Below are 25,230 nucleotides of genomic sequence, written 5' to 3' on the forward strand. Positions count from 1 at the left end.
CATGGTGACCATCGTGGTGCGGTACTTCGCGTCGGCCCGCGCGGCCACCGGCCTCGACGAGGAGAAGGTGACCCTCCCGGACGGCGCCCGCGTCGCCGACGCCGTCACCCGCCTTCGCGAACTTCACCCGGAGAAGCTGGCGAAGCTGCTCGACGCGGTCTCGTACCTGCTGGACGGTGTCGCGGTGCGGGATCTCACGCGGCCGCTCACCGAGGGCGCCGAACTGGACGTCCTGCCCCCGTTCGCCGGCGGCTGACCCGCCACTTACCGCCGCTGACCTGCGCGAACCTCGAAAGTGGTAGCAAAGGTCCCTTGCTCGCCTTCTCGAGTTCACCGTCCGGTCGCCGAAGCAGCCGAGGATGCGCCAGTGATCACTCCCCGCCGTATCCTCGCCGCGCTGCTCGCCGCGGTCGCCGCCACGAGCCTCGCGACCGCGCCGGCCTCCGCCCACGAACGCGGCGTCCGGCCGTTGCCGCAGGCGCACAGCCACAACGACTACGAGCACACCCGTCCGCTGCAGGACGCGCTCGATCAGGGCTTCACCAGCGTCGAGGCCGACATCTACCTGGTGGACGGGCAGCTGCTGGTCGCGCACGACTTCGCGGACACCCGCCCGGACCGCACCCTGGAGTCGCTCTACCTGGAGCCGCTGCGCAAGCGTGTGCTGGCGAACCACGGCGTCGGCGTCTACCGGCAGCACAAGGAGTTCCAGTTGCTGATCGACGTCAAGGGGGACGCGAACAGCACCTACGCGGCGCTCGAGAAGCGGCTGCGCGACCCGCGCTATTCCTTCCTCTTCTCTCTGTACGCGTTCGGACACGTGAAGAAGCGGGCCGTCACCGCGGTGATCTCCGGTGGGCGCGCCAAGGACGTGATGCTCGGGCAGAAGTTCCGGCTGGCCTTCTACGACGGCCGGATCAAGGACGAGAACGACCTCGGCATCGGCTCGGACCCCCGGGTCACCCCGCTGGTCTCGGATTCCTGGACCGGCCTGTTCACCTGGACCGGCGACGGCCCCTTCCCCGCCGAGCAGCGGGCGAAACTGCACGACCTGGTCGAGCGGGCCCACGCGGCGGGTCAGCGGGTGCGCTTCTGGGCCACACCGGACGCTGCGGGACCGGGACGTGACGCAGTGTGGAAAGAGCTGGTCGCCGCCGGGGTCGACCACCTGAATACGGATGACCTGCCAGGTCTGGCGAACTTCTTGAGGGCTCGCTAAAGTGCGCGGCCCATTCGCGCGCGAAGGCGCACGAATGGGCCAGTCAGCCCTTAATCCACGTGATGCAAGCCTCACGATCCGTGAATTATCTCGACTAGGAAACGGCCAGATAACGGCCCGCTGACCTGCGCAAACGCCCGAATCGTTATAGGTTGCGTGCTGTTACTGTGATGTAGGTCACAGCTCGAATAATTTCCGTCCCGGCCGTTCGTTACGTACCGTCGCTTTTCGGTTGGCCCCGACCGACCACGCAACACCGGGAACCCGTAGCGCCGAGCCCTGTCCAACGGATTCCCGGACCCAACCCCGAGCGAAAGCATTTCCGGACAGGGACGAGGGGACCGAGCCGACGCGTCGTGCGTCCGGCGAAGTCAGCCGGCCTGAGACGGCCGGCCAGGATCCACGGGTCCTTCCCTCAGCACCGGCTCGTAGGCGCAGGGAGCGAGATTTATTCACATGTCGTACCGAGGCAAGCACCGCAAGATGTCCGCCGCCACCCGTCACATCGCCCGCGTCGCCATTGCGGGTGTCGCGGTCGGCGCTCCCCTCGCAATCGCCGCGACCCCCGCGTCGGCGACCAACTGGGACGCCATCGCGCAGTGCGAGAGCAGCGGCAACTGGAACACCAACACCGGTAACGGCTACTACGGCGGCCTGCAGTTCTCGCAGAGCACCTGGCGTGCCTACGGCGGCACCGGCAGCGCGCACAACGCGTCGCGCGAGCAGCAGATCGCCGTCGCCGAGCGGGTCCTCCAGGGCCAGGGCATCGGCGCGTGGCCGAACTGTGGCAAGAAGGGCGGCTCCGCCAGCCCCGCCAAGGCCAAGTCGAGCGCCCCGAAGGCCACCAAGAAGGTGACCCCGAAGAAGTCGACCGCTCCGGTCACCAAGCAGGCTCCGGCTCCGGTCTCCAACGTCGCGAACTCGAACCCGGCCGGTGACTACACCGTCGTGGCCGGCGACACGCTGTCGAAGATCGCGTCGAAGTTCAACGTGCAGGGCGGCTACCAGAAGCTGCAGCAGCTGAACAAGGACTACGTGTCGAACGCCGACTTCATCGTCGTCGGTCAGAAGCTCGCCACCAAGTGAGCTCTTGAGCACCAGTAAGTCGTGATGCCCGCGGGATCCCCGCGCGGCCACGTCACGACTGACAAGGCCCCACCGCGCCATTCCCCCGGCGGTGGGGCTTTGTCGTGTCCGGAGTCAGGGCGGCGGTGCGGAGTGGGGGGGGGGGGGGGGGGGGGGGGGGGGGGGGGGGGGGGGGGGGGGGGGGGGGGGGGGGGGGGGGGGGGGGGCCGGCCCCCCCCCCCCCCCCCCCCCCCCCCCCCCCCCCCCCCCCACCCGACCAAGCGGCTACGGCGAGTTGACCCATTCGTCGCTGCCATCGCTGAAGTGCTGGTGCTTCCACACCGGCAGCCGCGCCTTGACCTCGTCGACCAGCTCCGAGCAGGCGGCGAAGGCCTGGCCCCGGTGCTCGGCCGCCACGGCGCACGCCAGCGCGACGTCCCCGATGGCCAGCGCGCCCAGCCGGTGGCTGACGGCGACCGCCCGCACGCCTTCCCACTTCCCCGAGAGGTCCGCGACGACCTCCGCGAGCACATCGGCGGCGCTGGGGTGTCCTTCGTAGGCGAGCCTCTCCACCGACCGCCCGCCGTCGTGGTCCCGTACGACCCCGCCGAAGGTGACGACGGCGCCCGCGGCCGCGTCGTCCACCAGCCGGGCGTGTTCTTCGACCGAAAGCGGCTCGTCGACCACCGCGATCCGTGCGACGCGAACGCTCACTGCTGTGCCTCCCGTGGGTGGTCGCCGCCCGCCAGCTGGTCGACGGCGTGGTCGAGGATCCCGTCCAGTACGCCCAAGCCGTCCTTCACCCCGCCGCGTGAACCGGGCAGGTTCACCACGAGGGTCCGGCCCGCGACGCCGGCGACGCCGCGCGAGAGCACGGCCGTGGGCACCTTGGGCAGCCCGGCGGCGCGGATCGCGTCCGCGACGCCGGGGAGCTCGTAGTCGAGGACGGCGCGGGTGACGTCCGGGGTGCGGTCCGTCGGCGAGATGCCGGTGCCGCCGGTCGTCACGATCACCTGGACCCCGGCCGCGACGGCGGCCCGCAGGGCTTCGCCGACCGGTTCCCCGTCTTCGACGACGACCGGTGCCGGCACTTCCCAGCCCCGTGCGGTGAGCCAGTCGGTGATGACGGGACCGGTCGTGTCCTCGTAGACGCCCTTCGCGGCCCGGTTCGACGCCACGATCACCCTCGCGACCCGGTTCACGGCCGCTCCCAGGTCCCGGTCTTGCCGCCGTCCTTGCGGATCAGGCGGACGTCGTCGAGGGTCGCCGCCGGATCGACGGCCTTGATCATGTCGTGCAGGGTCAGCCCGGCGACGGCGACGGCGGTCAGCGCCTCCATCTCGACGCCGGTCCGGTCGTTCGTCTTCGCGGTCGCGGTGATGTGCACGGCGGTCTCGCCGAGGGCGAACTCGACCTTCACCCCGGACAACGCGATCTGGTGGCAGAGCGGGATCAGCTCGGGCACCTTCTTCGCGCCCATGATGCCCGCGATCCGGGCGGTCGCGAGCGCGTCACCCTTGGGTAGCCCGTCCGTCGCCAGCAGGCCGAGCACCTCGGCCGTGGTGTGCACGGTGCCGCCCGCCAGCGCGGTGCGGGCGGTGGGCGTCTTGCCGGAAACGTCGACCATCCGGGCGGCGCCCGTATGGTCGACGTGGCTGAGTTCACTCACGCCCAGCAGGCTAGTCCTCAGAAGATCCGTTGCTTCGAGCGAACCTCGGCGAGGGCCTTCTCCCGTTCCCGCCGCTGCTCCGGGGTCATCGACGCGAAGAGCCCGCCGTTGTCCGCGGCGCAGGCCGTGTCGTGCGCGGGACGCTTGCCTTCCACGAAGAACCGGTTGACGGCGTTGTTGCCGCAAGCGTTCTCGTCGGTCAGCCAGACCCCGTGCCCGCCCTCGTCCACGGTCACGATCCGCGCCCGGTCACCGAGCGCGCGGCGCGTCTCCCTGGCCCCGCTCAGCGGGGTCGCCGGGTCACGCAGGTTCTGCACCATCAGGATGTTCGACGGTCCCCGGTCGCCGATCCGCACCGGCGGCTCGATCGGCTCGGACGGCCAGTACGCGCAGGCCCAGATGTTCGCCCCGGCCGCGCCGAACATCGGATACTTCACCCGGTCCTTCGCGACGTTGCGCTGGTAGGTCGTGACGTCCTCCGGCCAGTTCCCGTCGTTGCAGACCACGTGCAACTGTCCGGCCAGCAGCTGCGCCGGGTCGATCTGCTGGGCCTGAGCGGCCTGTTTCGCGGTGCCTTCGGTGTCGAAGGCCTGCCACTGCTGCGCCAGCACCGGGAAGGAACTGGTCGAGTAGAGCGCGCCGAAAGTGCCCATCCGGAACGCCGCGCCGTCCACACCCGGGACCGCGCCGCCATCGAGCTTCGCGGCGAGTTCGTAGAACTTCGCCGTCACCTGCTGCGGAGTACGGCCCAGCCCATAGCTGGCGTGCCGCGCCGCCGCCCATTTCGCGAAGTCCGGGAAGCGGTCCTCGAACCCCTCCGCCAGTCGACGCGAGGTGACCGGATCGAGCCCGCCCGGCCCGGTCACGCTGTCGATCACGACGCGATCGGTCCGCTGCGGGAACAGCGTCGAATACACGGCTCCCAGGTAGCTGCCGTACGAGACGCCGTAATACGAGAGCTTCTCCTCACCGAGGGCTTCCCGGATGCGGTCCATGTCGCGGGCGGTGTTGGCCGTGGTGATGTACGGCAGGTTCGCGGCGGTCGCCGAGGCCCCGCACTGCTTCGCGACGCCCTCCACGTCCTTCGCGCGCTCCGCCACCGCCGCGGCGTCCCGCGCGTACGGCGGGACGTTGCTGACCTGCTGCTCGGGCTTGAGATCGCAGCTGACCGGCGTACTGCGACCGATCCCGCGCGGATCGAAGCCGATGATGTCGTACGCGTCGAGCACGCTCGACGGCATGCCCGCGGCCCGCAGCCCGGCGGGCATGGTCAGCCCCGGCCCGCCGGGACCACCCGGATTGGTGAGCATGATGCCGCGCCGCTTCGCCGGCTTCGTGCTGGCGAGTTTGGAAACGGCGACGTCGATGGTCTTCCCGCCCGGGTTCCGGTAATCGAGCGGGACCTGCAAGGTGGCGCAGTGCACGCCGGGCGCGGCCACGTCCTCCGGACACGGCCCCCAGCGGACAGACGAAACCGCGGCGGACGCCGTGGCCGGTACGAGTACCGCCATGGTCACCGCCGCGGCCGTGAGTGTCCCGATCCTGCTCAGGACAGAGCGCTTCATCCCCAACCCCCGTCATGATCGACTTCCTGGTCGGAATCGAGCCTATGAGCGGGCCGGGTGCGGAGTCGTCACCCTGAAGTCGGCCACAAAGTCGGCCTCAGTGATGACGGCGCCTCCGAATGGAGCAAGGGACCTTTGCTACCGCGTCCTACGCCTGACCTGAGGCTTTGGCGGCTTTGGCGGCCCTCTTGACGGCCTCCGCCACGGCGGGGGCGACGGCGTTGTCGAACACGCTCGGCACGATGAACGAAGCGTTCAGCTTGCCGTTGTCCACGACGTCCGCGATGGCGTCGGCGGCCGCGAGGAGCATCGAGTCGTCGATCTGGTGCGCCTGCGCGTCGAGCAGCCCGCGGAAGACGCCGGGGAACGCGAGCACGTTGTTGATCTGGTTCGGGAAGTCGCTGCGGCCGGTGGCGACCACGGCGGCGTGCTTCTGCGCTTCGAGCGGGTCGATCTCCGGGTCCGGGTTGGCCAGCGCGAACACGACGGCGTCGGGCTTCATGGTCGCGACCTGCTCGGCCCCGAACAGGTTCGGCGCGGAGACCCCGATGAACACGTCGGCGCCGACGAGCGCCTCGTGCAGCGTGCCCGCCTGCTGCTCGGAGTTCGTGTGCTCGGCGATCCAGGTCAGGTTCTCGTCGAGATTGCCGCGCGCGGAGTGCACGATGCCGTCGATGTCGGCGGCCACGATGTCGCCCGGGTTCTTGCGCAGCAGCAGGCGGATGATCGCCGATCCCGCCGCGCCGACGCCGCTGACGACGATCTTGCAGTCTTCGATGTTCTTCCCGACCACGCGCAGGGCGTTGCGCAGCGCGGCGACCACGACGATCGCGGTGCCGTGCTGGTCGTCGTGGAAGACCGGGATGTCGAGCTGCTCACGCAGGCGCTTCTCGATCTCGAAGCAGCGCGGCGCGGCGATGTCCTCGAGGTTGATGCCCGCGTAGACCGGCGCGAGCGCCTTCGCGATCATGATGATCTCTTCGGTGTCCTGGGTGTCCAGGCAGACCGGCCACGCGTCGACGTCGGCGAACTTCTTGAACAGCGCCGCCTTGCCCTCCATCACCGGCAGCGCGGCGGCCGGGCCGATGTTGCCCAGGCCCAGCACCGCGGAACCGTCGGTGAGCACCGCGACGGTGTTGCGCTTGATGGTCAGGCGGCGCGCGTCCTCGGGGTTCGCCGCGATCGCCTGGCAGACGCGGGCGACACCCGGCGTGTACGCGCGGGAGAGGTCGTCACGGTTGCGGAGCGCGACCTTGGGGCTGACCTCGATCTTGCCGCCGAGGTGGATCAGGAACGTCCGGTCGGAGACCTTGCGCACGCGGACGCCCGGCAGCGAGTCCAGGGTCTGCGTGATGTCCTGCGCGTGGTTCTCCGACAGGGCGTTGGCGCTGATGTCGACCACGATCGAGTCAGGGTGCGACTCGACGACGTCGAACGCGGTCAGCACGCCGCCGACCCGGCCGACGGCGGTCGTCAGGTCACCCGCCGCGGTGGACGACGCGGGGGCCTCCACCCGGACGGTGATCGAATATCCGGGACCGGGAACCGGCATGGCACTACCCCCGCTGAGGAAAGCTCGAATAGGTCGATCGAAAACCTACTCCCGTGACGACCGCCACGGACCCTCGCAGGGGGTGACTGGCCAGTAGCTCGCGCGCTGACGGAAACCCGCCGAAGGGGCAGCTCGAACTTGCCTCGTGCCTCCGAAGAGGGTGCCCCTTCATCGGGTTGCCGTGGGCCTTCGGCCCAAAAGAGGCGCGCGAGAGTGCCTGTTCGGGCGCTGAGCGCCCTCGGCAGGCCAGGCCAGTAGCTTTCTACCGGTTGATCTCGGTCTCCGGGTGCACGTACGGCACCGTGTCGAGGGGGAAGGTCACGTCGCCGAACGGCGACAAGGCGCCCTGCCGGTCGGACGCGAGCTCGGTGACGGGGTGCTCCCCGTCTTCACCGGGCCACGTGGGGTCGATGCCCGCGCGCTTCTTGTTATCGCCCTTCGCCACAACGTCCTCCAGAGCATGGTCAAGCCGTTCTCGAGGGACAGTCTGCCCGAACGCGGCTGCCGGGCCACCACCCGCCCGGTATCCTGGTCGTCTATGCCCGCGCCATCCCTGGCGGACTGGCTGCGCCAGGAGTCCGACGACGCCCTCGCCGCACTGCTGCGCACGCGTCGCGACCTGTCCACGCCACCCCCGTCCGACACCATCGTGCTCGCCACCCGGGCCGGCACGCCGGGCTCCGTCGCGCGTGCTTGCGAAGACCTCGACACCTTCACTCTCTCCGTCCTCGACGCTCTCCTGCTGGCCGGAGCGGACACCGATCCGGTCACCGCGGCCGAGGTCGAGCGGCTCGTCGGCACGGAGATCGGCGAGCCGCTGGCGCTGTTGCGCAAGCGGGCACTGGTCTGGGGCGAGGACGACGCACTGCGCGTCCCGCCGTCGGCCCGCGACGCGCTCGGCCCCTTCCCCGCCGGGCTCGGGGCGTCGTCCCCCTCGCTCGCCGGCACGGACATCGAAGCCGCGCTCGCGGAGGTCGGCGAGGACGAACGTGCCCTGCTGACGACGCTGGCCGCCGGGCCGCCGATCGGCCGCACCCGCGACGCGTCGGCCGACGTCCCGCTGGAGCGGGCGCAGAACCCGGTCCAGCGTCTGCTCGCGCGCGGCCTGCTGCTGCGCCGGGACGACCAGACCGTCGAGCTGCCGCGTGAGATCGGGATAGCGCTGCGCGGCGGGGTGGTGTTCGAGCAGGCGTCGCTGCGCGAACCGGAACTCCCCGTCCATCCGCACCAGCAGTCCACTGTGGACACGACGGCGGCCGGCGAGGCGATGGAGTTCTTGCGCCAGACCGAAAACATGCTTCGCGCCTGGTCGGAGACGCCGCCGCCGGTGCTGAAGTCCGGCGGGCTCGGAGTCCGCGAGCTGAAGAAGCTCGCGAAGGATCTCGACGTCGACGAGGCGCGGGTGACCCTGCTGGCGGAGATCGCGGTCGGCGCCGGGCTGGTGGCCGACAGCGAAGCGACCACGCCGGAATGGGTGCCGACGACGCTCACGGATTCGTGGCTCGCCTCGCCGACGGCGCAGCGCTGGATGACGGTCGCGCAGGCCTGGCTCGAGCTGCCCCGGCTGCCCGGTCTCGCCGGCGGGCGGGACTCGAAGGACAAGCCGATCGCGCCGCTGTCGGAGGATCTTCGCCGTCCACTGGCGCCCACTTCACGGCGCCGGATCCTTCTCGCGCTGGCGGCACTGCCCGAAGGCGCCGGTGTGAAGAGCACCGACGAGCTGGTCGCGGCGCTCGCCTGGCGCGCGCCGCGACGGGGCGGGCGGCTGCGCGACGAAACCGTGCGCTGGACGATGGCCGAGGGTGCCGCGCTCGGCCTGATCGGGCTCGGCGGGCTCACCACGGCGACCCGGGCGCTCCTGGCCGAGGACCGGCCGGGGGCGGTCGAGGCGATGCTCGACGCGCTACCGCGTCCGGTTGACCACGTCCTGGTCCAGGCGGATCTGACCGTGGTCGCGCCGGGTCCGCTGGAGGCCGAACTCGCGGCCGAGATGACCGCCGTCGCCGACATCGAATCCGCCGGGCACGCGACCGTCTACCGGATCACCGAGACGTCCGTGCGGCGCGCGCTCGACACCGGGCGGACCGCGGGCGAACTGCACCAGCTGTTCGCGTCGAAGTCGGCGACGCCGGTGCCGCAGGGGCTCACCTACCTGATCGACGACGTCGCCCGGCGGCACGGACGGCTGCGCGGCGGGGCCGCCGAATCGTTCCTGCGCTGCGACGACGCGTCCCTGCTCGCCGAGGTCATGGGCAGCCCCGTCGCGACGGAGTACGGCTTGCGCATGATCGCGCCGACAGTGCTCATCAGCGCGTACCCGCTCGCCGAGGTCCTCGACGCGCTCCGCGCCGCCGGGTTCGCTCCGGCCGCCGAAGGGCCCGACGGGCGCGTCATGGACATCAGGCCGTCCGGACGTCGTCTGCCCGCGAAGGCGCGTTCCGCGCGTCGCGCGCCTGGCGAGCCCGCCGGGCTGACCGACGACCAGGTCGGCAAGATCGTCGCGCACGTCCGGGCCGGTGACGCCGCTTCGGCGCGCCGCCGGGGCGAGACGGTCCGCGCGCCGCAGGGAGGCGGCGCCGGGGACACGTCCGCGACGCTGGCGCTGCTGTCCCAAGCGACCATGGAGCGCCGCGAGGTGTGGATCGGGTTCGTCGACTCACGCGGGACGGCGAGCCAGCGGGTGGTGCGGCCGCTGCGGGTCGGCGGCGGGGTCCTCGAAGGGACGGACAACGAGCGCTACCCGTTGCACCGGATCACGTCGGCCGCCCTGGTGGAGGACTGACCACGCCGCATTTAGTCCTCTGAATGTGGGCCCCGGCTACGCGAGCTGCTCGGTGCGGAGGTCCTTCAGCACCATCGACATGGCCTCGCCGTGTGTCGGCCAATCCGGCGTCCCGATCCCGACCGAATGCAGAGCGGACCGGACGGCAGCGTGAGCCTTCGCGATCGCGTGTGAGAGGTCGTCGCCGGAAACGTCTGCCTCGATCTCCATGACAGCTCGTCCGCCATCCGCGGAGACCGCGCTGTCCACGAATCCGTCGAGACAGCGTTCTTGCTCGAGCAGCGCTCGCATCACCTTGTCGCAGTAATCGAAGAGATCACCATCGCCGTCGGCGATGAACACCCAATGCGCGTGAACCGTCACACCCATCAGTAACTCCCTTCGATCTGGTAGCAAGGTTGACGAAGCAGCCAGGACACCGCGTTCTTTCCGTAGTTGGCGCCGCTGGGCGTCAGGTGGATCCAACGCTGATGCTGCCCACAAGGACATCGGACGGTGTAGTAGGTCGGCGGGTCCAAGACCCTCCACCCTGCCCGATGAAAGTGCTCCAGAACAGCTTCCAGATCCTTCCTAGGATGCTTTCTCCAGTACCCCACCGGCTACTCCTCGACCAGGTTAACGCAGATCAAGAAGACCGGCGTCACGCTGAGATCCCGTTCACGGACGACGACGGTTCTATCGAGAAGCGACGTAGCTCGCCACTAAAAGTGCTGACCGGTAACCATAAGTAGTCAAAAGTCGGATTGATTGCGCCTTCGCATTTCGTCCTCCGAATGCGGTAGCTGCGCGCTGGTCTACATTGTGTTCGGAGCGTGACGTCGCGGACGTCAGGCGAGTCGCAAGGCCAGGTGCACCCGGGGCAGACCGGGACCCTGGCCTTACGCACGGCGCGGTCGGTCTCGACGCTCCGGCCGAGGGTCAGAGGGCGCGGAGGCCTTGAAGCACCCGCTCCATGAAGGCGCGCGAAGACGAATCGCCCAGGATCAGCTCCGTCTGGTGGATCAGCACCAGACCGGCGTCCGCCATGTCGCCCACGATCACCTTCACCACGCCCAGCGGCAGCCGCAGATGCGCGGCGATCTCCGCGATCGAGCGGGTGTCCAGGCAGAGGTCGCAGATCTGCCGGTGTTCGGGAGTCCGCACGCCGCGATACCGGCGGCCGTCCTCGCTGGTCGACACCAGCGCCTCCAGCGCCAGGTCGTGCGCGGTGCGGGTGCGCCCACCGGTACGGGTGTAGGGCCGGACCCGGGAGCCCGAAGCCGGCGGCACGTAGACCGAAGCGGGTTCGACGTCAGCGGCCGCGGGCCGCGGAGGCGATTGACGGATCGGCGAAGGCATCGACGGAGGCGCGGGAGGCGGCGCGGCCGGGCGCCGCGGCATGACCGTGCTGATCGAGCTCAGCTCGAACCGGCTCGGCGAATCGAAGGCCTCGCGTTCGGTGCCCTGATAGAGGGAGTCCCAGCCGGACGGTTCCGGTTCGGTGAATCCGCTGATCTTCATCGATCACCCACGTACGCCGCCCTGCAGCTGCGCCCGCAGCTCAGGGGTGATCTGCTGGCCGACCCGCTCGACGAGCAGCGTCATCTCGTAGGCCACGGTGCCGATGTCACAGGTCGGCGCGGCCAGCACGGCGAGTGACGAGCCGTCGGCGACCGACATGAGGAAGAGGTAGCCGCGTTCCATCTCGACGACGGTCTGGTTGACCCCGCCCGCGTCGAAGCAGCGGGCCGCGCCGGCGGTGAGGCTGATCAGCCCGGACGCGACCGCGGAGAGCTGTTCGGCCCGTTCCTGCGGCAGCCCGTCCGACGGCGCGAGGAGAAGTCCGTCCGCGGAGACCAGCACGGCGTGCGCCGCACCGGGAACCCGGCGCGCGAAATCCGTGATGAGCCAGCCGAACGAGCTTTGCTGCCCGGATGCCGTCACAAGTCCCTCCTCGCTGCGTCAAGACCACCTGGGCGGCGTGGTCCGGGCCTCCCCCGGCAACCAGCACCGATCCCGGTACCGGCGAGCCGAAAGACGCCTCCACCCAGCGTATTCGTCCCGTCGATCGTGTCGAGCCCGCCACCCGGCCGGCGGCGTTAACCGAACGTAAACGTCCAGCCGCTCACCGCGTCGACCCATCGCGAACCACGCATTCGTGGGTCACCCCGTGGTGGCCTGGCGCGACCAGGTGTGAACCGGCGTCCGCGCAGGTCACCGGCGTTCCGGCCACTCGATCGGGTGGCGCTGACGCCGGATCGCGTGAAAGGGGTCGCCCCGCGTTCGATCCGACCGGTGACACCACTCCCCGAAGCGGGTGAAGCCTGCCGAGTTCACTCCAACGGCCGCATCCGCTCCGGGCTTTCGTCCCTATTACCCCGCGCGCAACGCCGAATCGTGTGCGATGGCGTGCTGCACGACCGAGATCAACACCTGCTTGGCGGACTCACGTTCCCGGGCGTCACAGGCCATGATCGGCACGGACGGTGAGATCGTCAGCGCGTGCCGGACGTCCTCGATCTGGTGGTGCAGCAGCCGGTCGAAGCAGTTGATCGCCACGACGTACGGCAGCTTCCGGTTCTCGAAGAAGTCGATCGACGGGAACGCGTCGGCGAGCCGCCGCGTGTCGACCAGCACGACGGCACCGATGGCGCCGACCGCGAGGTCGTCCCACATGAACCAGAACCGGTGCTGGCCCGGCGTACCGAACACGTACAGCACCAGGTCCGAGTCCAGCGAAATCCGGCCGAAGTCCATGGCCACGGTCGTCGTCGACTTGTTCGGGGTGGCCGAATTGTCGTCGACGCCGGTACTGGCCTCGGTCATCATGGCCTCGGTGGTCAGCGGATCGATCTCCGAAACCGCTCCGACCAGCGTGGTCTTCCCCGAGCCGAATCCGCCAGCGACCACGATCTTGGCCGACGAAGTCGGTCCGGTCACCTGCGGCGCATTCGCGTCGGAGTCAAATTCTCCGAAGCCCACTGAGCACCCTCTCCATGAACTCGATACTCGGCCGGTCACCCACGTTCTGGCTGGCGCTGTGCACCAGGACCAGACCGAGGCCGGCCACGTCTCCGATCAGCACCCGGACCACGCCGAGCGGCAGGCGCAACAGCGCCGCGACTTCGGCGACGGACCGGGTGTCCAGGCAAAGGTCGCAGATCGACCGGTGTTCGGGGACGCGCACCCGGTCGAGCACGCGCCCCTGTTCGCTGGTCGAGATCAGCGCCTCGATGGCAAGGTCGTACGTCGGCTTGGTCCGGCCCCGCGTGCGGAAGTACGGCCGGACCAGGCCGGAGGACTCGACGTCGGTGGTGTACTGCTCGTCGACGAACTCGTTCTGCGCCTGCTGCGGCAAGGCCGCGGCGAGCGGATCGGCGGCGGCCGCCGCCCGGCGCTCCTCCTCCTTGTCGAAGGAGAACTTGGCGAACTCGCCCGAGTCGTAGAGCGGACCGCTGCCACCACCGAACAGCTCCGCCCCCGGGCCGCCGAGGAGGCGTTCCCGGTAGTCCGAAACGCTGAAATCGGCGGGTCCCTGACCCGCGTTCGAATCGGTCAGCCAGCGGGAGGCCTCGTCCGGGGACACGGGGTCGTTGTCCGACCCCTGTGCCCGTCGCGATCGCCATTCGCGGTCGACCCGGTCCCGGAAGGACGTCCAGTCCTCCCGGCCGTCGTCACGTTCCGACCACCCGCCGGAGAAGTCGTCACCGAGCCGGCCATCGCCCCTCAAGCGCCCGTCGTCCACGGCATTCTCCTCGGTTCCCGGTCGCTCAGCGGCGGACCGACGCGCCCTGTAGCTGCGCGCGCATCTCCGGTGTCAGCTGTTGCCCCACCCGTTCCACCAGCAGGGTCATCTCGTAGACGACCAAGCCGATGTCGCTCTCCGGCGACCCGAGGACCGCCAAGCAGGAACCGTCGGACACCGACATCAGGAAGAGGAAGCCGTTGGCCATCTCGACCACCGTCTGCGCGACCGTGCCACCCTCGAACACCTTCGCCGCACCGCGCGCGAGGCTCGTGAGCCCCGACGCGACCGCGGCCAGCTGATCGGCCCTGTCCTTGGGGAGTCCCTTCGAGGAGGCCAGCAGCAAACCGTCCGCCGACACCACCACGGCATGCGCCGCGCCCGGGACCCGGTGCACGAAATCCGTGATCAGCCAGGCAAAGCTGCTCGTGTGTCCTTTACCCTGCGCCTGGCCGCCAGGCTGCGCCGGACCACCCGGCTGCATCGCACCCGCCCGTGTCACTGTCACTCCTTACTGCTGTCATCGGCAGGGGAACCCGCACCCCTGTCAGTCACCGGAACGCCGTTGTCATCCAGCGCATCGATCGGGCGTTCCTTCAACGCGTGCCGTCCCGACTTGTAGCCCTGCTGGAAGCTTGCCATCCGACTCCGTGCCGCCGTCGCTGAGCGGGCGATCGCACCCGTGCCCGGCATTCCGGAGGTCTTGTCGGCGAACGAGTCTTCCTTCTTCGGCTCGTTCCCGCCGATCGAGCCGGGGACGAGGTACTGGTTCGGCACCCGTTTGGGCAGGCCCGCCGGGGTGATCTCGTCGTTCCGATCTTCGTACAGGACCTGCGCCGCCTGCCAGCCGTCGTCCGACGCACTGCGCCAGCCATTGTCCTGGAGCACCGTCTCCGGCGGAACACTCCGCGGGGTCCGAGTGGGCAATGCCTCTTCGGCAGTGTCCTCGACCGCGGGCTCCGCCGCCGCTTCGGTACCACCGTTGGGGGTCCGCACGGGCAGTTCGGACCCGACCGGCTCGGTGTAGGTGGTCGGGGTGTCGCCCCCGGCCTCGTCACCTTCGCTGAACCAGCGCGAGAGCACCGACTGGTAGATCGGCAGCCGCCGCGTGGGCACGTCGTCGTCGAGCGCCGACTTGCCGGCGTCCGATGAGCCCTCAGGATCCTCGGGCTGGTGCCTCGGCTCGACCGGCGTGTACTTCGGCTCCCGTTTCGGCAGCACCAGCGACGCGAACTGGGTCTCGGTGCCGCTGGAGGCGCCGTCACCGTTCGTCGGCGAGATGTCTTCGGCCGTGGGCCACGCCGGGGCCTCCTCGGCGGGCTTCGCGGGGCTGAGGAACGGCCCGGCCGCGTTCTTGCCCGCGACCAGGTCGTCGAGGCTGATCGGCTGGTCGAGCGGGACGAGCCCGCCCTGCTGCGCGACCGGTTGCGGAGCCGGGGGCTTCGACGGCGGCGGCGGGGTCATCTCCAGGCCGCGGTCGGAGGCGGGGATGTTCGGCAGCGAGGTCGACATCTCGGACACCGACGGCATCGAAGGCATCGACGTTTCCGAGCGGTTCGCCGGCGGCGGGGTGTTGCGCGCGCCGGGCCGCATTTGCGTGAGCAGCTCGGCGGGCACGACGACCCGCGCGATCACGCCACCTTCGATGTCCTCGTTCTCCCGGAGCCGGACCTCGATGCCGTGGCGGCGCGCCAGGCGCGCGACCACGTACAGGCCCATCCGCCGGGTCACCGAGACGTCCAGGTCCGGCGGGTCGGCCAGGCGCTGGTTGACCTCGGCGAGCCGCTCCTCGGTCATGCCGACACCGTGGTCGGTGACCTGGATGGCGAGCGCCTTCTTGCGGGTGATCACCGCGCGCACGGTCACCTTCGTCTCCGGCTCGGAGAAGTAGGTGGCGTTGTCCAGCAGTTCCGCGAGCACGTGCACGAGGTCGTGGATCGTCAGGCCCTGGACGGCGACCTCGGGGACGATCCCGATCTCGATCCGGGCGTACTGCTCGATCTCCGAAACCGCGGCGCCGATGACGTCGGCGGCGGGCACCGGCTTGGGCACCGACTTCGCGAGACCGGCGCCCGAGAGCACCAGGAGGCTTTCACCGTTGCGGCGCAGCCGCGTGGCGAGGTGGTCGAGTTCGAACAGGCTGGCCAAGTGGTCCGGGTCCTGCTCGTCGGCCTCGAGCCGGTCGATGACGCCCAGCTGGCGTTCCACCAGCCGCTGCGACCGGCGGGACAGGTTCACGAAGATGCCGTTGACGTTCTCGCGCAGGAGTGCCTGTTCGGCGGCCATCTTGACGGCCTGTTCGTGGACGACGTCGAACGAACGCGCCACTTCACCGATCTCGTCACGCGAAGTGACGGGCACCGGCTCGACCGACCGCTTCGAGGCGTTGACCGGGTCCGGGTCGTCCAGGATCGCTTGCACGGTTTCCGGCAGCCGGGTGTAGGCCACGTCGAGCGCCGTCTTCCGCAGCACCCGCAGCGGGCGCAGCATCAGGCGGGCGATGACGAGCATCAGGAACAGCGCGGCGAGCAGGGCCAGCAGCACGATCGCGCCGCCGATCCAGGCCGAGTTGATCGCGTCGCTGGCCAGGCCGTCGGCCTGTGCCCGCAGCTGGCCGAGCAGGTTGGTCTCGACGGCGCGCAGCTTGTCCAGCGCGACCCGGCTGTCGTTGCCGAGCGCGACGCTGTCGATCGACGGCGGCTGGTTCTGCTGGTGCAGCGCGAACGCCATCGTGGTGATCCGGCGGCGGTCGTCGACCTCCGGGCCGGAGAAGGTGTCCGAGTAGAGCTGCCGCTGTTCGGGGCTGGCGTTGGCTACGAAGGCCGCCGTCGAGGCATCGCCGCTCGCGACCGCCGAGCGGGCCTGGTCGAACAGGTCACCGGGGAAGCCGCGGAACGAGGCGATCTGCAGCGCCGCGTCACCGCGGGCGATGAACTCCTTGCTCTCACTGATGGCCTGCACGGTGACGCCGAGCCGGAGCACGTCGCGGTTGGCCACCGCGGTGGTCACCTCGCGGCCGAGCTGGACCAGTGAGTCGAGGATGCCGGAGTAGGCGATGAGGACCGGGGTGTCGCCCAGCAGCGAGGTGTTCATCGCGCCGCGCAGCGGGCGCAGGGCGTCGAGCCGCTGCAGACCACGCGAGTAGCGGTCCCTCGTGTCCTGATCGTCCGGGTTGATCTGGTTCGCCGAAGCCCGCAGGTCGTCGACGGCGCGGTCGACCTTGGCGATCTGCGCGTCGAGACCGTTCTGGCGCGACGCGTCCTGCGACGCGATCCGGGCCACGGCCAGCGCGCGTTCGCTCTGCAGCTCGTGCACCACGAGGGTGATCTTGTCGGCGAACGCGACCTGGTCGGCCGTGTCCTGGAACCTCGCCGCCTCGCCGCTGTCATCGATCACGCGCAGCGTGCCGAGCGCGAGCGCGGTCAGCGTCGGGATGATCAGGACGGCCGCGAGCTTCGATCGCAGACGCCAGTTACGCAGGCCCAGGAACGACCCGGCCTTTCCGCCAGGACCGTCTCCGGTTTCCCGCGCAGGGGTCCCTCCCACCCCCGCGGTGTCTTCGTTCGGCACCGCCGCACCACCATCATCTTCATTCGGGCCGGGAAAGCCCTTTTTGGACATGCCGTTCTGCTGCTGCCTGGGTCGGTTGTCGGAGACCACTACCCGCACGCTCCTGCCACCCGGCAGGGAGACGTAGGACGCGAGTGCTCACTCTGACGAATGAGGAAGTCGTCTTTGACGCAGTCTCTCAAGTGCACTTGGCCGAAATCCCGCCTGACGTCATTGGTCTATTCGGCCTAACCCACCAGTGCGCGGGCGCGCACCAGTGAAGCAGGGTCGCGTTCGACATCAGGGTCTTGTTCGACACAGAGTGCCTTGCACCTCGGGAAAGGTCCAGAGCGTTCGGCCATCCAAGGCACTCTCTTTCACTACATCAGTGGTCCACACCTCACTACCGGTGCATGAGGGTAGCGAACGGGAGGCCCAGATGTAACCCTTCGGTCAAGACATACAAGTTGGCCCCGGACGGGTCTTGACCCGTCCGGGCTCAGTTGTCAACAAGTCTCCGGCGCGAACACGCCCAGTTGTGTTCACTTCTGACAAACAACCTGTTCGGGTGATCGTTACCACTTGGGATCATGGGATGACCACCCATTGTGAGCACAGTGTGTGTTCTCTACAGTGGGCCCGTGGCTCGACAAAGAGTCACTTCCGAATTCCACATCAGGCCACGTCATCACGTGTCCTCCCCCTCGATCAGGAGCACCACTTTGCTTGGCTCTGCAAGCTCGAAGAAGGCCTTGGGCATCAGCCGGGGTCGGCGTGGAGCCCTCGCATTCGCGATGGCGGCCGTCGTCTCGGTATCGGTCAGCGGCTGCGGCCTGCTCGGCGGTGACGATTCGTCCTCTTCCGGCGGCTCGGGGAACCTCGAGAAGTCGAAGATCAAGGTCGCCGTGATGTCGACCATCGACCTGGCCCCGCTGCGCCTCGCCCAGGACGGCGGCTACTTCAAGAACGAGGGTCTCGACGTCGAGGCCATCGAGGCGGGCACCGGCCAGATCTCGCTGACCAAGCTGATCGGCGGCGAGGTGGACATCGCGTACGCGAGCTACACGCCGTTCTTCATCGCGATGAGCAAGAACACCGCCGACATCAAGCTGGTCGCGGACGCCTCCTCCGCGGGTCCGAAGAGCACGATGCTGGTCACACTGCCGACGTCCACGGTGAAGAGCGTCAGTGACCTCGCGGGCAAGAAGATCGGCATCACCGCGCCGAACACCGTCTCGGACACCCTGTCCAAGTCGGTCATGAAGGACCACGGCGTCGACGCCAGCAAGGTCCAGTGGGTGCCGATCCAGCTGCCGAACGTCGGGGCCGCGCTCAAGAACGGCGACATCGACGCCGGCTTCCTGACCGAGCCGTTCATCACCCAGACCGCGAAGCAGGCGGGCACCGTCCCGGTCGTGGACACCGCCACCGGCGCCACCCAGGACTTCCCCACCGCGGGCTACGGCTCGCTCGGCAAGTTCGTGTCGGAGAACCCGAAGACCGTGGCCGCCTTCCAGCGCGCCATGCAGAAGGCCACCCGGGACGCGGCGGACCGCTCCAAGATCGAGCCGCTGCTGGTCAAGTACGCCAGGATCGACCAGGACACCGCCGCGCTGACCACGCTCCTGACGTTCCAGTCCACCCTGGACCCCCGCCGCATCCAGCGGGTCCCGGACCTGCTCCTGCAGATGGGCGCGATCCAGGCCAAGATCGACGTCGGCCCGATGATCGCGGCGCAGGCCACCAGTTGATGACAGGCCGTTACGCCGAATAGTCACATTTCTCGGAAATTGATCACTGAAAGTAATGATGTCCAAGCGGGTGATCAGGGGATCGGGCGAATGGCCTAAAATGATCACCCGCTCACGACACCCATTGTGAGCGGGTGGGCAAATCTCTAAGGTGACCGCGTGCCTGGCGAAATGAAGCCACGACACGGATGAAAAAACCCCAACGGTGATTCATTGTTTCCGAGGAGCTGGCTTTGTTTCGAAACGCCATGAGCAGGAGCAGCGCACGTAGAGTCGGCGTCGCCCTCAGCGCGCTCATGCTGGCCACGTTGGGCGCCTGTGGCGCACTCGGCGGCGAGGACACGTCCAAGGCGTCGGGTGGCGAGGGCGGGCTGGAGAAGCCGAAGATCAAGGTGGCCCTGCTGCCCGTCGTCGACCTCGCGCCGCTGCGGCTGGCGCAGGAAGGCGGCTACTTCAAGGCCGAAGGTCTCGAGGTCGAAGCGGTCGACGCGCCCAGTGGCCAGCAGGCGATGACCAAGATGATCGGTGGCGAAGTCGACATCGCCTTCTCCACCTACATGCCGTTCTTCGTCGCGAAGAGCAAGGGCGCGGCCGACATCCGGCTCGTCGCCGACTCGGTCTCCGCCAGCCCCAAGAGCAACGCGGTCGTCACGGTGCCGACCTCGCAGGTCAAGACGATCAACGACCTCGCGGGCAAGAAGATCGCGATCACCGACAAGAACACCGCCTCCCACCTGCTCACCGTCTCGGTGATGAAGGACCACGGCGTCGACACCAGCAAGGTCCAGTGGGTGCCGATGGCGCTGCCGAACATCGCCGCGGCGCTCTCCTCGGGCCAGGTCGACGCGGGCTACCTGCCCGAGCCGTTCCTGACCCAGGCCTCCAAGGTCGTCGGCGCCACCCCGGTCGTCGACATCTCGACCGGCGCCACCCAGGACTTCCCCCTGGCGGGCTTCGGCGCGCTCGGGTCCTTCGTGGACAAGAACCCGAAGACGCTGGCCGCGTTCCAGCGCGCGCTGGGCAAGGCCGTGCGCGACTCGGCCGACCGCTCCAAGATCGAACCCCTCATCGTCAAGTACGCCAAGGTCGACGCGGAAACCGCTTCACTGCTCACGCTGCCGACGTTCGGGTCCACACTGGACGCCCGTCGCCTGCAGCGAGTGCCGGACCTGCTGCTGCAGACCGGAGTGATCACGGCCAAGCTCGACGCCGCTCCGATGCTCGCCCCTCAAGCTGGATAAAGGTAAAGGTGCCACGACTTCTCCGTGCCCTTGCCGGTCTGGCCGGTTTCTTCCTCGTCTGGGAAGTGATCGTCCAGGCCGGCCTGGTCCGTAAAGAGTTCCTCCCCCCGCCGTCCGTCGTCCTCGTGACGATCTTCGAACAGTTCGGCGAGACCCAGTTCGTCCGGGATCTGATCGCCACGTTCCTCGCGTGGGCGATCGCCCTGCTGATCGCGGTCGCCATCGCGGTGCCCGCCGGCCTGCTGCTCGGCAGCATCCCCGGCCTGCGCACCGCGACCGCGGTGGTCATCGAGTTCCTGCGGCCGATCCCCGCCGTCGCGCTGATCCCGCTGGTGCTCCTGCTGATCGGCGGCGGACCCGAGGCGAAGATCACGCTGGCCGTGTACGCGTCGTTGTGGCCCATCATGTTCAACACGATCTACGCCCTCGGCGAGATCGACCCCGTGCTGCTGGAGACCGCGAAGGCCTGCGGTACCAGCAAGTTCCGGACGCTGACGTCGGTGGCGCTGCCGCATACCGCGCCGTTCGTGTTCACCGGGGTGCGGCTGTCCGCCAACATCGCGCTGATCGCGGTGGTCAGCACCGAATTCCTCGCCGGGGCCAAACTCGGCATCGGCAACTTCATCATGCAGGCCAGCACCGGCTCCACCAGGTTCGACCTCGTGCTCGCCGGCACCGTGGTGGTCGGCGCGCTCGGCTTCCTCATCAACGGCGGGCTCGAGATGATCGGCAGGCGGGCGTTCCGCTGGAGCACGGTCGACCGGGAGGCGGTCTCGTGACGACCCTCACGCTGACCAGCCGCGTCGGCAGGCGCGTGGGCCGGGGTATCGGAATCCTGGTCCGCAACTGGCTCTTGTTCTTCGCCCTCGTCGGGATCTGGGAGCTCGCGACCCGGCTCGCGGAAAGCCCGTTCTTCCCGCCGCCGACCGAAATCCTGAGCGCCTCGGTGAAACTGTGGTTCACCGGCCCGGCCTCGCAGCTGTTCCTGACCGACACCGTGTTCGACAACGTCCTCCCGAGCCTCGGCCGGACGCTCGGCGGCTGGCTGCTGGCCGGCGCGCTCGGCGTCGCGCTGGGTGTCCTCTTGGGACGGTCCAAGACGGGGATGGACTACGTCGGGCCGCTTTTCGCGTTCTTCCGCTCGGTCCCGCCGCCCGCGCTGATCCCGGTGTTCATCGTCCTTTTCGGACTCGGGCCGGGGATGCAGACCGGGTCGATCATCTTCGGCGCGATCTGGCCGGTGCTGCTCAACACCGTGGACGGCGTCCGGTCGGTGGACCAGGTGAAGATCGACACCGCGAAGTCGTTCCGGACTCCCCGGTCGTACTGGGTGCGCTCGATCGTGCTGCCCGCCGCCGGGCCGAAGATCTTCGCGGGCCTGCGGCTGAGCCTGTCCATTTCCTTGCTGCTGATGGTGATCTCGGAACTGGTCGGCTCCTACAACGGCATCGGCCGGTCCCTGATGGACGCCCAGCAGGCGTTCGACTTCCCGCTCATGTGGTCGTGGCTGGTCCTGCTCGGGCTCCTCGGCTTCGGGTTCAACGCGGCCTTCCTCGCGGTGGAGCAGAGAGTGCTTCGCTGGCAGCCCACCCGCAACGGCCGTATCTAGCTTTCGAAGGGTCAGCAAGATGTCAACCATGCTCGAAGTCTCCGGGCTGAACCACCGATACGGCGCGGGAGAAAAGGCGCACGTCGCGGTCAACGACCTGTCGTTCACCGTCGAAGCGGGACAGCTCGCGAGCATCGTGGGCCCGTCGGGCTGCGGCAAGTCCACGCTCCTGCGCTGCATCGCCGGGCTGATCAAGCCGACGTCCGGCCGCGTCAGCCTGCACGGCGACGACGTCTCCGGCGTGCCGGAGGATCTGGCCGTCGTGTTCCAGGACTACAGCCGCTCGCTGTTCCCCTGGCTCTCGGTCGCGAAGAACGTCGAATTCCCCTTGCGGTGGCGCAACTTGAGCCGCTCGGAGCGCCGGACGCGGGCGCAGGAGGCGCTGGAGTCGGTCGGTCTGTCCGGCGTCGGCTCTAAGTTCCCGTGGCAGCTCTCGGGCGGTATGCAGCAGCGTGTGTCGATCGCGCGGGCCTTGGCCAGCCGGCCGGCTCTGCTGCTGATGGACGAGCCGTTCGCGTCGGTCGACGCGCAGACGCGGTTCGAGCTCGAAGACCTGACGCGTCGCGTGCAGCGTGAGAACGGAAGCACCGTCCTCGTCGTCACGCACGACATCGACGAGAGCGTCTACCTGTCGGACCGCGTGCTGGTGCTGTCGAAGTCGCCCGCGAAGATCGTCGCGGACCTGCCGGTGGGGCTGCCCGCGGAGCGGGACCAGATCACCACTCGCGAATCCGCCGAGTTCGTGACGCTGCGCGGTGAGGTGGCGCGGCTGCTGCACGGCGGTGCTCCGGAAGCCGTCACCGCGGCTTCGGACGCGGTCGAGTACGAGCTGGCGCAGCAGGAGGCGGCCGCCGAGGCCGACGACGCCGAGGCCGAGGTGCGCGCCAAGAGCTCCTGACTTTCAAGTACATGAAGGCCCCCTTCCTTGCGCTAGACGCAAGGAAGGGGGCCTTCATGTACTTGGCGGCTGTGGTCGACGGGCGCCTTCCCCGCATCCCATGCGGGGAAAGGCGCCCTTCACCTTCCTCAGTACAGCGTGCGCGGGTTCGCGTCGATGCGGACGTGCACCAGATGCGGCCGCTCGTCCGGAAGTGCGGCTTCCAGCGTCGGCTTGAGGTCCTCGGCCTTCTCGACGACCGACGTGTTCAGCCCCATGCTCTTCGCCAGCGCGGGGAAATCGATGCCGCCGAGGTCGACGCCCGGCACCTTCTCACCGCCCGCCGCCTCACCGAGGATGCGCACGGCGGCGTACTGCGAGTTGTCGAAGATCACGAAGGTCACCGGCAGGTTGTGCTGCGCCGCCGTCCACAATGCCTGGACGCAGTACATGCTCGACCCGTCGCCGAGGATCGCGACGACCTTGCGGTCCGGACGGGCCAGCGCGGCGCCGACGGCGGCCGGAAGGCCGTAGCCGAGGGTGCCGCTGGCGACGGTGAGGAAGCCGGTGTCGGTGGACTTGATCGGCAGATGGTCGTGCAGCTCGTTGCGGTGGCTCGGCGTCTCTTCGACGACGATCGCGTCGTCCGGCAGGACTTCCGAGATCACGGAGTAGGCGAAGCCGGGCGTGATCGGCGTGACGGCGGCGGGCTTCTCCAGCCGGGTGCGGGCTTTCGGCGCTTCCCGCGGCGCGACGCGGTCCAGCAGCGCGCGGATGGTGAGCTTCGGCGTCGCGCGGATCCCGGTGCCTTCCGCGGCCCTGGCGAGGATCTGTTCGTCGTCACTGACCAGGAACAGCGGTGGCAGCGCGGTTTCCGACTCGCCCCGGTACACGTGGTAGGTGAACGCCGGGGCGCCGATGACGACCACGAGATCGTGCTCCGCCAGCGCGCTCGCGAGCATTTTCCGTTCCGGCTGAAGGAATCCGAAGAACTGCGGGTGGTCTTCGGGGAAGGAGCAGCGTGCCCCCATCGGCGGCGCCCAGACCCCGGCGCCGACCTTCTCGGCCAGCGCGACGACGTCCGGCACGGCGCCTTCACCGTCGATACCGGGGCCGACCACGATCGCCGGGTTCTCGGCGGCGTCCAGTGCCGACACCAGTTCGTCCAAAGCGGACGGGTCCGGCGCGAAGCCTCGGATCTGCGGGCGCGAGATGATCGGTTTCGTGGTTTCGGCGTCCCAGTCGTCCACGGGCACCGAGACGAACACCGGACCCATGGGGGCTTGCGTCGCGATGTGATACGCCCGCGCCAGCGCCGCCGGGACGTCCTCGGCCCTGGCCGGCTCGCAGCTCCACTTCACGTACGGCTTGGGGAAGTTCGCCGCCTCGACGGCGCCGAGGAAGGGATCGTCCGGCAGCAGCGACCTGGTCTGCTGGCCCGCCAGGATGATCAGCGGCGCGTTGTTGCGGTACGCGGTGAAGATATGCCCGAGCGCGTGCCCGACCCCGCCGGCGGAGTGCAGGTTCACCAGCGCCGCCCGCCTGCTCGCGCGGGCGTACCCGTCGGCCATCGCGACGACGGACGCCTCGTGGAGCGCGAGCACGTAGGTGAAGTCGTCCGGCCATTCCGTGAGGAAGGCGATCTCGGTGGTGCCGGGATTGCCGAAAACGGTGGTCAGGCCCAGATCGCGCAGCAGTTCCCTGGTCGCGTCACGTACGGTGCGGGTAGCCATGGCCACACGCTATCTGGTCGGCACCAGGTAGTTGAAGATGCAACCTCGTATCACCGTCCGTGGTCTGGACCTGACCCGGTGCTTACGGCTATTCCGGGTGCGATGCTATGAAGGACGCTTTCATCGCATGACATGCGGGGAAAGCGTCCTTCACCGCGGGCCAGGTCGCGTGCCCGACCCGACCTGCTGCCCGCTTACGGCTACTCCTTGACCAGCGCTGCCCATTCCCGAACGGCGGCGACGTCCACATCGGACTCCCAGCCGCCGGGCCGGACAGCGCTGCCCACGTGAAACGCGCCGACCCCGCCCGCGCGCAGCAGATGCACCTGCTGCGCCCGCAGGCCGCCGCCGACCAGCAGCCGGGGCCCGTCCTCGCGCCGGGCGAGCCGCTGCAGCACCGAAAGCCCGTGCGCCACACCGTGCGGATGTCCGGCCGCGAGTACCGTGTCGCAGCCGAGCGCGGTCAGCTGGTCGTAGGCGCGCAACGGGTCCCGCGCGCGGTCGATGGCGCGGTGGAAGGTCCACGGCAGCCCGTCGAGTTCCTTGACCAGCGTCTCGCAGGCGTCGACGTCGATTTCGCTTTCCAGGTCCAGGAAACCGAAGACGAACTCCCGCGCGCCCGCGTCGATCAGGCGCACGGCGTCCGCGCGCAGCCCGTCGAGGTCGCCGGCGGCGAAGGACATGTTGTCGCGCAGCATCACCCGCACCGGGAGATCGGTCGCGGCGAGTACGTCGCGCAGCGTCTCGACCGACGGCGTGAGACCGTCGCTGGCCATGTCGCTGACCAGTTCGAGGCGATCGGCCCCGCCCTCCTGTGCGCGCTCCGCGTCCACCGCGGTCAGCGCGATCACTTCCAGCAGGCCGGTTTTCGGGCTCATGGACCTTCCAATTCGC

22 protein-coding genes and 1 pseudogene are annotated in these 25,230 nt (G+C 69.1%); 9 read left to right on the forward strand and 14 right to left on the reverse strand.

Translation table 11 applies throughout. From position 1 onward, the window contains the following. Position 1 precedes the first annotated feature (1 nt). The 3 genes from ACIRGA_RS21930 to ACIRGA_RS21940 all read left to right on the forward strand — a co-directional run bounded on the left by ACIRGA_RS21930 (position 2) and on the right by ACIRGA_RS21940 (position 2,305). Positions 2–256 carry a MoaD/ThiS family protein gene (locus ACIRGA_RS21930; protein WP_400943729.1) on the forward strand — a complete coding sequence of 85 codons (255 nt, stop codon included), beginning with the start codon at positions 2–4 and terminating at the stop codon, positions 254–256. A gap of 111 nt (positions 257–367) precedes the next feature. After that, positions 368–1,219: a phosphatidylinositol-specific phospholipase C/glycerophosphodiester phosphodiesterase family protein gene (locus ACIRGA_RS21935; RefSeq protein WP_400943732.1), complete on the forward strand. Its 852-nt coding sequence runs from the start codon at positions 368–370 to the stop codon at positions 1,217–1,219. Between the two features lie 456 nt (positions 1,220–1,675). Further along, a complete protein-coding gene (locus ACIRGA_RS21940) occupies positions 1,676–2,305 on the forward strand; it encodes a transglycosylase family protein (RefSeq protein WP_400943735.1) in 630 nt (209 codons plus the stop codon). A 264-nt stretch (positions 2,306–2,569) separates the two neighbouring features. Here ACIRGA_RS21940 and ACIRGA_RS21945 read toward each other — a convergent pair. The 5 genes and pseudogenes from ACIRGA_RS21945 to ACIRGA_RS21965 form a co-directional block, all read right to left on the reverse strand. Beyond that, positions 2,570–3,486: pseudogene (locus ACIRGA_RS21945) on the reverse strand (molybdenum cofactor biosynthesis protein MoaE). Further along, positions 3,483–3,953, reverse strand: a complete 471-nt coding sequence (gene moaC, locus ACIRGA_RS21950) for a cyclic pyranopterin monophosphate synthase MoaC (protein WP_400943738.1) — start codon at positions 3,951–3,953, stop codon at positions 3,483–3,485. The pseudogene ACIRGA_RS21945 and the gene moaC overlap by 4 nt, the downstream one beginning before the upstream one ends. Before the next feature lie 17 nt (positions 3,954–3,970). Then, entirely contained in the window at positions 3,971–5,518 is a 1,548-nt protein-coding gene (locus ACIRGA_RS21955) for an alpha/beta hydrolase (RefSeq protein WP_400943741.1), read from the reverse strand. Positions 5,519–5,666: 148 nt separating this feature from the next. Beyond that, complete coding sequence (locus ACIRGA_RS21960; protein WP_400943744.1) at positions 5,667–7,070, reverse strand: NAD-dependent malic enzyme; 1,404 nt, start codon at positions 7,068–7,070, stop codon at positions 5,667–5,669. A 262-nt stretch (positions 7,071–7,332) separates the two neighbouring features. After that, a complete protein-coding gene (locus tag ACIRGA_RS21965) occupies positions 7,333–7,515 on the reverse strand; it encodes a hypothetical protein (protein WP_016337576.1) in 183 nt (60 codons plus the stop codon). Positions 7,516–7,608: 93 nt separating this feature from the next. Here ACIRGA_RS21965 and ACIRGA_RS21970 point away from each other — a divergent pair, with 93 nt between their 5' ends. Then, positions 7,609–9,852, forward strand: a complete 2,244-nt coding sequence (locus tag ACIRGA_RS21970; RefSeq protein ID WP_400943748.1) for a helicase-associated domain-containing protein — start codon at positions 7,609–7,611, stop codon at positions 9,850–9,852. 36 nt (positions 9,853–9,888) lie between these two features. Here ACIRGA_RS21970 and ACIRGA_RS21975 read toward each other — a convergent pair whose 3' ends face one another. The 7 genes from ACIRGA_RS21975 to ACIRGA_RS22005 all read right to left on the reverse strand — a co-directional run bounded on the left by ACIRGA_RS21975 (position 9,889) and on the right by ACIRGA_RS22005 (position 17,197). Beyond that, a complete protein-coding gene (locus ACIRGA_RS21975; protein WP_400943751.1) occupies positions 9,889–10,221 on the reverse strand; it encodes a hypothetical protein in 333 nt (110 codons plus the stop codon). A gap of 549 nt (positions 10,222–10,770) precedes the next feature. Next, positions 10,771–11,352, reverse strand: coding sequence for a DUF742 domain-containing protein (locus ACIRGA_RS21980; RefSeq protein ID WP_400943754.1), 582 nt, complete (start codon positions 11,350–11,352; stop codon positions 10,771–10,773). A 3-nt stretch (positions 11,353–11,355) separates the two neighbouring features. Beyond that, positions 11,356–11,775, reverse strand: a complete 420-nt coding sequence (locus ACIRGA_RS21985) for a roadblock/LC7 domain-containing protein (protein ID WP_005156190.1) — start codon at positions 11,773–11,775, stop codon at positions 11,356–11,358. 429 nt (positions 11,776–12,204) lie between these two features. Beyond that, positions 12,205–12,813 (reverse strand): ATP/GTP-binding protein, encoded by a 609-nt coding sequence (locus tag ACIRGA_RS21990; protein WP_007033392.1) that lies wholly within the window; start codon positions 12,811–12,813, stop codon positions 12,205–12,207. Next, the gene (locus ACIRGA_RS21995) at positions 12,794–13,576 is read right to left on the reverse strand and encodes a DUF742 domain-containing protein (protein ID WP_400943757.1); all 783 of its coding nucleotides are present in this window, start codon (positions 13,574–13,576) and stop codon (positions 12,794–12,796) included. The genes ACIRGA_RS21990 and ACIRGA_RS21995 overlap by 20 nt, the downstream gene beginning before the upstream one ends. Positions 13,577–13,601: 25 nt before the next feature. Further along, positions 13,602–14,060: a roadblock/LC7 domain-containing protein gene (locus tag ACIRGA_RS22000; RefSeq protein WP_085939650.1), complete on the reverse strand. Its 459-nt coding sequence runs from the start codon at positions 14,058–14,060 to the stop codon at positions 13,602–13,604. Between the two features lie 20 nt (positions 14,061–14,080). Next, positions 14,081–17,197, reverse strand: coding sequence for a nitrate- and nitrite sensing domain-containing protein (locus ACIRGA_RS22005; RefSeq protein WP_400943760.1), 3,117 nt, complete (start codon positions 17,195–17,197; stop codon positions 14,081–14,083). 722 nt (positions 17,198–17,919) lie between these two features. On the opposite strand from ACIRGA_RS22005, the gene ACIRGA_RS22010 reads away from it, so the two are divergent. The 5 genes from ACIRGA_RS22010 (at position 17,920) to ACIRGA_RS22030 (ending at position 22,624) form a co-directional block, all read left to right on the forward strand. Beyond that, positions 17,920–18,876 (forward strand): ABC transporter substrate-binding protein, encoded by a 957-nt coding sequence (locus ACIRGA_RS22010; protein ID WP_400943763.1) that lies wholly within the window; start codon positions 17,920–17,922, stop codon positions 18,874–18,876. Between the two features lie 296 nt (positions 18,877–19,172). After that, positions 19,173–20,117, forward strand: coding sequence for an ABC transporter substrate-binding protein (locus ACIRGA_RS22015; protein ID WP_400943807.1), 945 nt, complete (start codon positions 19,173–19,175; stop codon positions 20,115–20,117). An 8-nt stretch (positions 20,118–20,125) separates the two neighbouring features. Beyond that, positions 20,126–20,896 (forward strand): ABC transporter permease, encoded by a 771-nt coding sequence (locus tag ACIRGA_RS22020; RefSeq protein WP_350573550.1) that lies wholly within the window; start codon positions 20,126–20,128, stop codon positions 20,894–20,896. Continuing rightward, on the forward strand, positions 20,893–21,726 hold the full coding sequence (locus ACIRGA_RS22025; RefSeq protein WP_400943768.1) for an ABC transporter permease: 834 nt from the start codon (positions 20,893–20,895) through the stop codon (positions 21,724–21,726). The genes ACIRGA_RS22020 and ACIRGA_RS22025 overlap by 4 nt, the downstream gene beginning before the upstream one ends. A gap of 19 nt (positions 21,727–21,745) precedes the next feature. Continuing rightward, positions 21,746–22,624 (forward strand): ABC transporter ATP-binding protein, encoded by an 879-nt coding sequence (locus tag ACIRGA_RS22030; RefSeq protein ID WP_400943771.1) that lies wholly within the window; start codon positions 21,746–21,748, stop codon positions 22,622–22,624. Between the two features lie 128 nt (positions 22,625–22,752). Here the strand turns inward: ACIRGA_RS22030 and mdlC are convergent, their stop codons facing one another. Then, complete coding sequence (mdlC, locus tag ACIRGA_RS22035) at positions 22,753–24,336, reverse strand: benzoylformate decarboxylase (RefSeq protein WP_400943774.1); 1,584 nt, start codon at positions 24,334–24,336, stop codon at positions 22,753–22,755. Positions 24,337–24,536: 200 nt separating this feature from the next. Then, positions 24,537–25,214, reverse strand: coding sequence for a copper homeostasis protein CutC (locus tag ACIRGA_RS22040; protein WP_400943777.1), 678 nt, complete (start codon positions 25,212–25,214; stop codon positions 24,537–24,539). Between the last annotated feature and the right edge of the window lie 16 nt (positions 25,215–25,230).

Origin of the sequence: Amycolatopsis sp. NPDC102389 (assembly GCF_044765885.1) — a bacterium.
GTDB lineage: Bacteria > Actinomycetota > Actinomycetes > Mycobacteriales > Pseudonocardiaceae > Amycolatopsis.